The 12,028-nt window shown below is 53.2% G+C and carries 9 protein-coding genes; all 9 read left to right on the forward strand.

The window, feature by feature from the left end; all coding sequences use genetic code 11:
- The first annotated feature begins 4 nt into the window (after positions 1 to 4).
- The 9 genes from purQ (at position 5) to ACN6MW_RS17505 (ending at position 12,028) form a co-directional block, all read left to right on the forward strand.
- Complete coding sequence (purQ, locus tag ACN6MW_RS17465; RefSeq protein WP_308995071.1) at positions 5 to 700, forward strand: phosphoribosylformylglycinamidine synthase subunit PurQ; 696 nt, start codon at positions 5 to 7, stop codon at positions 698 to 700.
- Positions 678 to 2,924 carry a phosphoribosylformylglycinamidine synthase subunit PurL gene (purL, locus tag ACN6MW_RS17470; RefSeq protein ID WP_419871345.1) on the forward strand — a complete coding sequence of 749 codons (2,247 nt, stop codon included), beginning with the start codon at positions 678 to 680 and terminating at the stop codon, positions 2,922 to 2,924. Before purQ ends, purL begins: the two co-directional genes overlap by 23 nt.
- Positions 2,906 to 4,390: an amidophosphoribosyltransferase gene (gene purF / locus ACN6MW_RS17475; protein WP_419871346.1), complete on the forward strand. Its 1,485-nt coding sequence runs from the start codon at positions 2,906 to 2,908 to the stop codon at positions 4,388 to 4,390. Before purL ends, purF begins: the two co-directional genes overlap by 19 nt.
- Positions 4,391 to 4,453: 63 nt before the next feature.
- On the forward strand, positions 4,454 to 5,497 hold the full coding sequence (gene purM, locus ACN6MW_RS17480; RefSeq protein ID WP_364151039.1) for a phosphoribosylformylglycinamidine cyclo-ligase: 1,044 nt from the start codon (positions 4,454 to 4,456) through the stop codon (positions 5,495 to 5,497).
- Complete coding sequence (gene purN, locus ACN6MW_RS17485) at positions 5,497 to 6,108, forward strand: phosphoribosylglycinamide formyltransferase (protein WP_419871347.1); 612 nt, start codon at positions 5,497 to 5,499, stop codon at positions 6,106 to 6,108. Before purM ends, purN begins: the two co-directional genes overlap by 1 nt.
- Positions 6,109 to 6,172: 64 nt before the next feature.
- Positions 6,173 to 7,720 (forward strand): bifunctional phosphoribosylaminoimidazolecarboxamide formyltransferase/IMP cyclohydrolase, encoded by a 1,548-nt coding sequence (gene purH, locus ACN6MW_RS17490; protein ID WP_419871348.1) that lies wholly within the window; start codon positions 6,173 to 6,175, stop codon positions 7,718 to 7,720.
- A gap of 137 nt (positions 7,721 to 7,857) precedes the next feature.
- Positions 7,858 to 9,123: a phosphoribosylamine--glycine ligase gene (gene purD / locus ACN6MW_RS17495; protein WP_419871349.1), complete on the forward strand. Its 1,266-nt coding sequence runs from the start codon at positions 7,858 to 7,860 to the stop codon at positions 9,121 to 9,123.
- A 232-nt stretch (positions 9,124 to 9,355) separates the two neighbouring features.
- Positions 9,356 to 10,546: a polysaccharide deacetylase family protein gene (locus ACN6MW_RS17500; protein WP_419871350.1), complete on the forward strand. Its 1,191-nt coding sequence runs from the start codon at positions 9,356 to 9,358 to the stop codon at positions 10,544 to 10,546.
- Positions 10,547 to 10,582: 36 nt separating this feature from the next.
- Entirely contained in the window at positions 10,583 to 12,028 is a 1,446-nt protein-coding gene (locus ACN6MW_RS17505; protein ID WP_419871351.1) for an FG-GAP repeat domain-containing protein, read from the forward strand.

The following is a 12,028-nucleotide window of genomic DNA, read 5'->3' on the forward strand; positions in this document are numbered from 1 at the left end:
GACGATGAAGTTTGCGGTACTCGTATTTCCTGGCTCCAACTGTGATATCGATTGCTTCAAAGCCGTCGAAGACACCATCGGCCAGTCGGTTGACTACGTATGGCATACAGCTACGGACTTGTCTGCTTATGATGCAATTCTAGTGCCTGGAGGCTTCTCCTACGGCGACTACCTGCGCTGCGGCGCCATCGCGCAATTCGCGGCGGTTATGGGCGAAGTGCAAAAAGCGGCTGAAGCCGGCAAGTTTATCCTGGGCATTTGCAACGGATTCCAAATTTTGACGGAAGCCGGCCTTCTGCCAGGCGCATTGATCCGCAACAACGGATTGAAGTTTGTGTGCCAGCAAGAGCAGCTTGAAGTTGTGAACAGCGGCACAGCATTTACTAACCAATACTCGCAAGGTGAAATTATAACGATTCCAATCGCCCACGGCGAAGGCAACTACTATTGCGACGACGCAACGCTTGCCGAGCTCAAAGCAAACAATCAAATCGTATTCCGCTATGCAGGCGATACGAACCCGAACGGTTCCGTCGAGAACATTGCGGGTATCAGCAACAAAGCAGGAAACGTAGTAGGGATGATGCCTCACCCAGAGCGCGCGATTGATCAATTGCTTGGCTCGGAAGACGGCAAACGGATGTTTACATCGATTTTGAATGCATGGAGGGAACAACATGGCGCAGCAGTTAACAGCTAAGGAACCGACAGCGGAGCAAATTGCCGAGCAAAAGATTTACAGCCAGTTTGGCGTATCCGATTATGAGTTTGAGCTGATTTGCGGTTTTCTTGGCCGTCAGCCCAACTATACGGAAATCGGCGTTTTCAGCGTCATGTGGTCAGAGCACTGCTCTTACAAAAACTCCAAGCCGATCCTGAAAAAATTCCCGATTACCGGACCTCGCGTTCTCATGGGACCAGGCGAAGGCGCGGGTATCGTCGATATCGGCGACAACCAAGCGGTTGTATTCAAAATCGAATCGCATAACCATCCATCGGCGGTTGAGCCTTTCCAAGGCGCTGCAACTGGCGTTGGCGGCATTATCCGCGACATTTTCTCCATGGGTGCCCGTCCGATTGCTTTGCTGAACAGCCTGCGCTTCGGCCGCCTGGAGAATGAGCGCGTTAAATATTTGTTCGAGCATGTGGTTAGCGGGATTGCCGGCTACGGTAACTGTATCGGTATTCCGACAGTTGCGGGCGAGGTTATGTTCGATGAGAGCTACGAGGGCAATCCGCTCGTTAACGCAATGTGCGTCGGTCTTATCGATCATGATAAAATCCAGCGCGGCGTCGCTAAAGGGGTAGGCAACCCGGTATTCTACGTTGGCCCTGCTACAGGCCGCGACGGTATTCACGGCGCAACCTTTGCTTCCGTAGAGCTTTCCGAGGAATCCGAAGAAAAGCGTACAGCGGTGCAAGTCGGCGATCCGTTTATGGAGAAGCTGGTTATGGAAGCGACGCTTGAGCTGATCGATTCCGGTATCGTGCTTGGTATTCAAGATATGGGAGCAGCAGGCCTTACATGCTCCAGCGCGGAGATGGCTTCCAAAGCGGGTAACGGCCTTGAGCTTTACCTGGATGAGGTGCCGCAGCGCGAAACAGGCATGACGCCTTATGAGATGATGCTTTCCGAGTCGCAAGAGCGTATGCTCTTCGTCGTAGAGCCGCAGCATGAAGCGCAGGCGAAAGAAATTTTTGACCGTTGGGGCATTATTTGCGCCAAAGTTGGTAAAGTAACGGATGACGGACGTCTTCGTTTGTTCCACCAAGGCCAAGAGGTTGCCGATATGCCGGTTAAAGCGCTCGTTGACGAGTGCCCTGTATACGACAAACCATCGAAAGAGCCTGCTTACTTCAGCGAAAATGCTGCGGTAGACACAGCGGCTTACGAAGAAGTAACCGATTTGACCGGCGCGCTGGAGAAGGTTCTTGCTTCCCCTACCGTAGCCAGCAAAGAGTGGGTTTATAATCAATATGACTACATGGTTCGTACATCGACAGCCGTTCAACCGGGCTCCGATGCGGCAGTCGTAACGATTCGCGGCACGCGCAAGGCGCTTGCGATGACAACGGACTGTAACGGACGTTACGTATATCTTGATCCGGAAGTGGGCGGACGCATTGCCGTTGCGGAAGCAGCGCGCAACATCGTTTGCTCGGGCGCAGAGCCGCTTGCCGTAACGGATAACCTCAACTTCGGCAACCCGGAGAAGCCAGAGGTGTTCTGGCAGCTTGAGAAATCCGCTGACGGTATGTCTGAGGCTTGCGTCGTGCTTAACACGCCGGTAATCGGCGGTAATGTAAGCTTGTACAACGAGAACGCGAAGGGCGCTATTTACCCGACGCCGGTCATCGGTATGGTTGGTCTTGTTCATGACATCGACCACATCACGACACAAGGCTTCAAAGCGGAAGGCGACGTGATCATTCTCGTCGGCGAAACGAAAGCGGAGCTTGGCGGAAGCGAGCTGCAATACGTATTGCAAGGCGCTGCTGCAGGCCGTCCTCCCGAAATTGACCTTGCAACGGAGAAGAAGGTTCTTGATGCCGTGCTTGGCGCGATTCAAAAAGGTCTTGTAGCTTCGGCACATGACTTGTCCGAAGGCGGTATTGCGGTTGCTGTTGCGGAATCCTGCATAAGCGGTCGCCTTGGCGCTGAAGTTGCCTTGACATCGGAGCTGCGCGCTGACCATCTCTTGTTCAGCGAATCGCAATCCCGTATCCTGCTTTCGGCTAAACCGGAGCAAGCGGCGGCATTGCAAGCATGGCTTTCCGAGCAAGGCGTTGTACATGCACAAATCGGTACTGTTAAAGGCAGCGGCCTGACCATAAGCGTAAACGGAAAAGCCGGCATTCAGGCGCCGGTACAACAACTGGAGAAGGTCTGGAAGGATGCGATTCCATGTCTGATGAAAAAATAAGACAGGAGCCCTTGTTATGGACGGGAGACCACTATAACGAAGGCATTGGCCGTGACGATATTTTTGACAAATTGCGTGAGGAATGCGGCGTTTTCGGGGTATTTAATCTCCCCGAAGCGTCCAATCTGTCGTATTATGGACTTCATGCGCTTCAGCATCGCGGCGAGGAAAGCGCGGGAATTTGCACGGTAGATACGAGTAACGGCAATAAATTCGCTTACCACCGCGGCATGGGCCTGGTAAAAGAAGTATTCGATAAAGAGAAGCTCGATATGCTGGCCGGCGACCGTTCGATTGGCCATGTTCGTTATTCGACGGCGGGAGAGAGCAAGCTTGCCAACGCGCAGCCGCTTATTTTCCGATATCGGGACGGCGACCTTGCGGTTGCTACGAACGGCAATATCGTGAACGCGCCTGAGATCCGCCATGAGCTGGAGATGTCAGGCTCGATCTTCCAAACATCCAGCGACACGGAAGTTATCGCCCATCTGATCGCACGCTCGTCGAAGGATTTTGAAACGGCAGCGAAGGAAGCATTGCAGCGCATTGTCGGCGGCTTTGCATTCTTGATCATGACCAATGACAAGCTGCTGGTTGCTTCCGATCCGCATGGCCTGCGTCCGCTCGTTATGGGCCGCATCGGCGATGGATACGTATTCTCTTCGGAGTCATGCGCATTCGAGACGATCGGTGCGGTTTATGAGCGTGATGTTCAGCCGGGCGAGCTGCTTATATTGGATGCTAACGGCATGCGCGAGGATCATTACGCCAAAGTTGAACGCCGCGCAACCTGCGCGATGGAATACATTTATTTTGCCCGCCCGGACAGTGACATTAACGGGATTAACATTCACTCGGCTCGCAAACGCATGGGCCGCCAGCTTGCAACGGAGTCGTTCGTGGACGCGGATATCGTAACGGGTGTTCCCGATTCGAGTATCTCGGCTGCGATCGGTTATGCAGAGCAAACGGGCATCCCGTACGAGCTTGGCCTCATCAAAAACAAATATACCGGCCGGACGTTCATCCAGCCTTCCCAAGAGCTTCGCGAGAAGGGTGTCAAAATGAAGCTGTCCGCTGTCCGTAAAGTGGTTGAAGGCAAACGCGTCGTCATGATTGACGATTCCATCGTGCGCGGCACAACGTCGCTTCGGATCGTTAACCTGCTTCGCGAAGCAGGAGCGACGGAAGTGCATGTACGGATTACATCGCCGCCTTTCAAAAACCCTTGCTATTACGGCATCGACACGCCGGATCGCAAAGAGCTTATCGCTTCTTACCGTACGGTAGAAGAAATACGGAAACAGATCAATGCGGATTCCTTATCTTTTTTAAGTGACGAAGGTTTTGTAGAATCGGTTGGCGGCAATGACGGAGCGTATAATCGCGGCATGTGTCTCGCTTGCTTCGATAACGATTACCCAACGCCGGTTAACGAAGAATCGGACAAAAGCTGCAGCTGTTAACAGCATAAATGATTAACCCATGGAGTGATTGCTGCTCTAAATTAGTTAAGGAGTTGACCGAGAGTGTCAGAAGCGTACAAAAAAGCCGGCGTCGATATCGCGGCAGGCAACGAAGCGGTTGAACGGATGAAGAAGCACGTAAAGCGGACCTACCGCCCTGAGGTGCTGGCAGAGCTTGGCGGCTTTGGCGGTCTGTTCAGCCTAAACAAGGACAAGTATGATGAGCCTGTGCTCGTGTCTGGAACGGATGGCGTCGGAACGAAGCTGAAGCTTGCTTTTGCCATGGACAAGCATGACACGATCGGCATCGATGCCGTGGCAATGTGCGTGAACGATATTATCGTACAAGGCGCGGAGCCGTTGTTCTTCCTCGATTACTTGGCATGCGACAAAGTCGTGCCGGAGAAAATCGAAGCGATCGTCAAAGGTATCGCTGAAGGCTGCGTGCAAGCGGGCTGTTCCTTGATCGGCGGCGAAACGGCTGAAATGCCGGGCATGTACCAAGGCGGAGAATACGATATCGCGGGCTTTACGGTCGGTATTGTCGACAAGAAGAAAATGATCGACGGTTCTACGATCGCTGCTGGCGACGCGGTTATCGGCTTCGCTTCAAGCGGTATTCACAGCAATGGCTTCTCGCTCGTTCGCCGCTTGCTGCTTGAAGATGCTGGTTACAAGCTTGATCAAGAGCTGGAAGAGCTTGGCGGCGCGAAGCTTGGCGACGTATTGATCGAGCCAACCCGCATCTACGTGAAATCGGCGCTTAAGCTGGTTGAGCAAGTGGAAGTGAAAGGCATGGCGCACATTACGGGCGGCGGCTTTATCGAGAACATTCCGCGGGTTCTGCCGGACGGCGTGAACGTTGACGTGGAATTCGGCTCATGGCCGATTTTGCCGATCTTCGATTTGATGCAAAATAAAGGTGGCATTACGAATCGTGATATGTTCACGACTTTCAATATGGGTATCGGCTTAGTGGTTGTTGTACCAGCTGATCAAGCAAATGAAGCACTTCGCATTGCTAACGAGCTTGGAGAGCAGGCTTACCGTATCGGAACGGTTACGGAAGGAAGCCGCATCGTAACGTTTACCGGAGCGGACGTATAATGGGAGCACTTCGCATCGCTGTTTTCGCTTCGGGACAAGGTTCGAACTTCCAAGCGATTGTGGATGCGGTGCAGGAGGGGAAGCTCGATGTAACCATCGAGCTTCTTGTTTGTGACAAGCCTGCCGCTCCCGTAGTGGAGCGCGCGCGGAAGGCTGGCGTGGACACGTTCCTGTTCACGCCGAAGGAGTATCCGTCCCGCGAAGCCTACGAGACGGAGATTATCGCTGAGCTTGCGCGCCGCGGCGTAGAATTGATCGTGCTGGCGGGCTACATGCGCATTATCACGTCGGTGCTCGTTGAGCCGTTCTACGGCCGGATGATTAATATCCATCCGGCATTGCTGCCGGCCTTCCCTGGCGTGAACGGCATCGGGCAAGCGCTGGCGTACGGCGTGAAGCTGACCGGCGTTACCGTCCATTATGTGGACGGGGGCATGGACAGCGGGCCGATTATCGCGCAGCGCGTGGTTGAAGTGACGGATGAAGATACGGAAGACTCGCTCGCCGAGCGCATCCACGCGGCCGAGCAAGTGCTGCTTCCGGCGGTCATCCAGCAGATCGCGCAGGGGCGCGTTTCGCTCGATGGGCGTCATGTGAGAGTGCGCGGCTAGGCGAACTAAAGGCACTATTTTCGGATAAGCAAAGGTTTGGTCAAATAGATGAGGAGGTATTTGCGTGGCAATTCGTAGAGCGTTAATCAGTGTTTCCGACAAAACGGGAATCGTGGAATTTTCCAGAGACTTGGCAAGCCAAGGCGTGCAAATCATTTCGACGGGCGGTACATTCAGCCTGCTGCAACAGGAAGGCATTCCGGTTATCGGTATTTCCGATGTAACGGGCTTCCCGGAGGTTTTGGATGGGCGTGTCAAAACGCTTCACCCGGCCGTACATAGCGGCTTGCTTGCGGTGCGTGACAATGAAGAGCATCAGAAAACGATGAAGGAGCTTGGTCTGGATTATATCGACCTTGTTGTCGTTAATTTATATCCGTTCAAAGAAACGATCGCTAAGCCTGACGTTTCCTATGAAGATGCGATCGAAAACATCGATATCGGCGGCCCGACTATGCTTCGCTCTGCTGCCAAAAACCACGCATTCGTAACCGTTGTCGTTGATACTGCCGACTATGGCACGGTTATTGAAGAATTGAAAGCACAAGGCGATACGACGCTTGAGACGCGCAAACGCCTGACTGCGAAAGTGTTCCGCCATACAGCGGCTTATGATTCCCTTATTTCCGATTACCTGACCAAGCAAGTGGGCGAGTCATTGCCTGAAACCTATACGGTGACTTATGAGAAGGTTCAGGACCTGCGTTACGGCGAGAATCCGCATCAGAAGGCTGCTTTCTACAGCAAGCCGCTTGCTGCTGCAGGCAACGTAACGACTGCCGAGCAGCTTCACGGCAAAGAGCTTTCTTATAACAACATCAGCGACGCAAACGCTGCGCTTGCTATTCTGAAAGAGTTCGATGAGCCGGCAGTCGTTGCCGTTAAGCATATGAACCCTTGCGGCGTAGGGATTGGCGCAACGATTCACGAAGCATACCAAAAAGCATACGCAGCAGATCCAACCTCGATCTTCGGCGGCATCGTCGCGGCTAACCGTACCATCGGTGCCGACACGGCTGAGCTGCTGGGCGGCATTTTCCTTGAAATTATTATCGCTCCTGACTTCACGCCAGAGGCACTTGAAATTTTGACGAAAAAGAAAAACATCCGCTTAATGAAGCTGGGCGAGCTTTCCGCGGCTGGCGAGCGCAAGCCGGAATGGCTTGTTACCTCGGTTGACGGCGGAATGCTCGTGCAAGAGAGCGACGTACACGGCATAACGGAAGCGGATCTGAAGTTCGTAACGGACCGCAAACCGACAGCTGAAGAGCTGAAACAGCTTCTATTTGGCTGGAAAGTTGTGAAGCATGTGAAATCGAACGCGATTTTGCTTGCGAAGGACGATATGACGATCGGCGTTGGCGCAGGCCAAATGAACCGCGTTGGCGCGGCTCGCATCGCAATCGAACAAGCTGGCGAGGCGGCAAAAGGATCTGCACTGGCTTCGGATGCTTTCTTCCCAATGGGAGATACGGTAGAGCTAGCGGCAAAAGCCGGCATTACTGCAATCATTCAGCCAGGCGGCTCGATCAAGGACGAAGAGTCGATCGCAGCGGCTAACGCGAACAACATCGCGATGGTATTCACAAGCGTCCGCCACTTCAAGCACTAAAATTGACAATAGGGCAGCCGCACGTTAACGACAGAGAGCTGGCGAGAGCGGCGGCTGCAGCTGTTTCAACGGACAAGAGTAGATAAAGGACGGCGACAGCTGTTATGCTTGTATAGTTATTTAGGAGGTTAACGATTATGCGTATTTTGGTAGTGGGCGGCGGCGGACGCGAGCACGCAATCGTCTGGGCGCTTAAGAAAAGCGAAAAGGTGAAAGAAATTTTTTGTGCGCCGGGCAATGCCGGCATTGCGCAGCTTGCCGAAGTTGTGCCGATTGCAGTCAGCGAGTTTGACGAGCTGATCCGTTTTGCGAAGGATGCGGCGATTGATCTTGTATTTGTAGGTCCAGATGATCCGCTTGCGGATGGCATCGTGGATGCGTTCGAAGCAGCCGGTATCGCAGCATATGGTCCGCGCAAAAACGCGGCGGAAATCGAAGGCAGCAAAATTTTCATGAAAAATTTGCTGAAAAAATACAATATTCCTACGGCGAAGTATGAGACGTTTACCGATTACGAGTCAGCGTCCGCATACCTTCGCGAGCAGTCCGCGCCTATCGTTATTAAGGCTGACGGCCTAGCTGCCGGCAAAGGCGTTACGGTTGCAGCAACGCTTGAAGAAGCAGAGAAGGCGCTGCGCGAAATGATGGTCGATAAGGTGTTTGGCCAAGCCGGCACGCAAATCGTGATCGAGGAATGCCTAGTCGGGCAAGAAATGTCGATCCTTGCTTTCGTAGACGGCGAAACCGTGCGCGCGATGGTGCCTGCACAGGATCACAAACCGATCTTTGACGGCGACAAAGGGCCGAATACGGGCGGTATGGGAACGTATACGCCGCTGCCGCATATCGATCCGGCTATCATCGAGGATTCCATCCAGAACATCATTATCCCTACGGCAAAAGCAATGGTCAGCGAAGGGCGTCCGTTCCGCGGCGTATTATTCGCGGGCCTTATGATTACGCCTGACGGTCCAAAAACCATTGAATTTAACGCGCGTATGGGCGATCCGGAAACGCAGGTCGTATTGCCTCGCTTGCAAACGGATCTGATCGATATCGTACTGGCATCGATTAACGGCAACCTGGATCAGCTTGATATCCAGTGGAGCGACGAAGCAGCGGTTTGCGTGGTCGTTGCATCGGAAGGTTATCCGGCTTCTTATCCGAAAGGCCGTGTCATCAGCGGTCTAGCTGAAGCGGAAGCACAGGGCGCATTGGTATTCCATGCCGGTACAGCCGAGAAGGACGGACAGTTCGTAACGAACGGCGGACGCGTGCTTGGCATCGTCGGCCGAGGCCGCGACATTGCCGAGGCCCGTGCCCGCGCATACGAAGCGGTTAGCGTCATCGACTTTGAAGGCAAGCAAAACCGCACGGATATTGCGGCTAAAGCACTGGTTTAAGTTAAATAGTGAATGTAAATCCAATGACCGGCGACGCTTACTTATAGCAGCGCTGGTCATTTTTTTTGCGTGCAAGGTCAGACAGCAAAAAGCGGTCTGGCCCTTTTTTTTGTGTCTGGCTGAATACGCCATTTCTGTCAAATCCGCTCGAAAGATGTTACTAATTTGTAACTCTATCAATAGGGTACAGCGTTACAATGAATCTATCAGAGAGGGATAGAAGGTGATTGAAATGGAAAAAGCAAAGCGGCATGGACGAAAGTTGTTCGTTTGGATGCTGCTGGCTGTAGTAATGGCGTGGCTGAGCGGATGTTCATCCAATCAGACGTTAAGCTTGCTCATGCCAGGCGATAAGCAGCCTGCCGAGACCACAGGCAGCGCTTGGACAGGCCCGAAAGCGGCAAGCGGCTCAAACGGCTTAAGCGGCGAGGAGGATGTTGTCATCATCGGCAATGCCGGGAATGCCGGAGGCGATGCTAACCACGGCAATTTGGCGGGTAAGCCGCCGAAGACGCAGACGGAAGGCAGCGCATTTGGCAAGCCGGATCCGGCAGCAACAGAGCAACCGGATACGGGCGTCACAGACGAGCCGGATGCTGGTGCGCCGGACGATTCAGAAGCTGTAGTGACTGAGCAGCCGGATACTGGCGCCACAGACAAGCCGGACGCGCAGGCAACGGAGAAGCCGGAAACAACGCCGACTCCTCAGCCGGATGCAGCGGCCACGGGTAAACCGGACGCGCAGCCCACGGCGAAGCCGGATGTCCCGGCGACGAGCAAGCCGGCTACCGCAGCGGAATTGATACTTGATAAGCCTGATAAAGCTGCTCCGACTGTAAAGCCCGGCAAAGGCGAGAAATACATTGCCTTGACGTTTGACGACGGCCCGGACCAACGTTATACGAATGATATTTTGGACATCCTGAAGGAAAAAGAAGTAAAAGCAACCTTTTTTGTCGTCGGACAGCAGGTAAAGAAAAATCCGGAAGTGCTCCAGCGTATCGCGGAGGAAGGCCATGCGATCGGCAATCATACTTACAGCCACAAAGATTTATCTAAGCTGAATAAACGGCAGTTGATCGAGGAGATCAAAGCCTCCGATGCCGTGATCAAAAAAACAGTCGGCTTTACGCCGGTCATGGTCCGGGCCCCGTATGGCGCAGTATCGGATACGCTTAAGGTTGTACTGAAAGCGAACAGCCGCGAATTAGTGGGCTGGAACATCGATACGCGCGATTGGGCGGGGACGTCGGCTGCGAATATGAGCAAAATGATTAAGGACGAGGCAAAGCCGGATGGTATAATATTAATGCATTCTTTTGGCGGCAAAAACATTAAAAACACGGTGCAAGCGTTACCCGGCATTATTGATGATTTAGTGGAAATGGGTTATACATTGGTTACTGCCGATCAAATCGTTTAAGTTTAACTGAGGTACAGGTACGAGGAGGCTGTAAAGTTGGATAACGGAAGTTATACAAGAGCCAAGCATAGACGCGGACAAATCATGCGGCGGGGCATTCTGCCATGCGGCATTCTAATCCTCCTATGCTTGGCTACAGGCTGTCGTTATACAGCCGCGCCCGCGGATCTCTTGCAGAAGCCGGCGATCGCGCCGGAAAAGCAGGCGATCGTACAGGCCATCGAGAAGAATTTGCCGGCTTACAGCAAGCTCACGCTCCCTCTTCGAGAGGACCATATGGAAGCGATTCGTCTAATGGACGTGGACGGAGACGGTGCGAAAGAGGCCGTTGTTTCTTATTACAATGAATACAGCTCACCGGAGTTAATGGTGTTTAAATATACAGCGCCCGAATGGAAGCCTTGGGTGCTTGTGCAGCAGCCGCTGGCGAGACTAATGGATTGGCTGAAGATCGAGGATCTCGACAAGGACGGCCGGATGGAAATTATGATCGGATGGATCGGCGCTTTCGACAGCCCGAATGTGCTGGAGATCTATTCGTTTAATACGAAGCCCGTACGCAATGATACGGGGAAGCTCATCCTGCAGCCTGTGGAGACGCTGCCTTACACATACGGGGATACGGGCGATATCAATGAGGATGGACGGCTGGAGCTTGCGATCCTCTCGGAGATCGGAACCACGCAGGAAATGGCGATGCCTGAATATCATTTAACGCTCTACAATTGGAAGAACGGAGGCATGCGGGAGCTCTACACGGAGAAGCTGTATAATGACGTTAACCAATATGACCGTTTAAACATTGGACGAATATCACCCCGCCATAGAGGAATTATTTTGGAGGCGTCGACCGGAGCCCACAGCACCTATACGGCAATGTATGTATGGGAGAGAAATAGGCTGCGGCTCGTTTTTCCGACGGGACTCGAAGGCCAAGAGGGCTTGAACGGCACGCCGACGATGAGCAAGGATATTAATGCGGATGGGATCTTGGAGCTCCCATGGGCTAAGGAGGCGCCGGGGTATCGGGATATCGCCTACGCCGATTCCAAATGGCTGAACGAATGGATGCAGTGGGACGGCAAAGAGGGCTTTGAAAAAATCACGGAGGAATTTACGGATTACCGCTATGGCATACAGCTTCGGATCCCGGAGCAATGGATGGGACGATATACGCTGCATAGCTCGGATGAACCTCATGCCTTCGTTGCAATCGACTACTGGAATGAGCAGTTGGACATGACATCCGAGCTGGCCGTTCTATACGCAGTGCCGCTGAAGCAGTGGGGAAGCGTAGAGACGGAGTGGAAGCAGCAAGGAAAGTCCTACCGGCAGCTCATAACGGACAGCGGCAATATTTTTGCGGTTTCGTTCGTTAAGGAAGCTCCGGCGGATTGGCCGGCAGCAGAGCGTCAAGCGTTTAGCGAAATGGTTGGTGTGGAAGCGGAGTTTGCCTCTTCTCTCGCCATTCGTAACGATTAA

Source organism: Pristimantibacillus sp. PTI5, from assembly GCF_048572955.1.
Classification (GTDB): domain Bacteria; phylum Bacillota; class Bacilli; order Paenibacillales; family Paenibacillaceae; genus Pristimantibacillus.

Excerpts from the sequence above, each read along its gene's own strand:
- purD (WP_419871349.1), top strand. The coding sequence starts at position 7,858 with ATGCGTATTTTGGTAGTGGGCGGCGGCGGACGCGAGCACGCAATCGTC.
- purQ (WP_308995071.1), top strand. The coding sequence starts at position 5 with ATGAAGTTTGCGGTACTCGTATTTCCTGGCTCCAACTGTGATATCGAT.
- purN (WP_419871347.1), top strand. The coding sequence starts at position 5,497 with ATGGGAGCACTTCGCATCGCTGTTTTCGCTTCGGGACAAGGTTCGAAC.
- ACN6MW_RS17500 (WP_419871350.1), top strand. The coding sequence starts at position 9,356 with ATGGAAAAAGCAAAGCGGCATGGACGAAAGTTGTTCGTTTGGATGCTG.
- purF (WP_419871346.1), top strand. The coding sequence starts at position 2,906 with ATGTCTGATGAAAAAATAAGACAGGAGCCCTTGTTATGGACGGGAGAC.
- purL (WP_419871345.1), top strand. The coding sequence starts at position 678 with ATGGCGCAGCAGTTAACAGCTAAGGAACCGACAGCGGAGCAAATTGCC.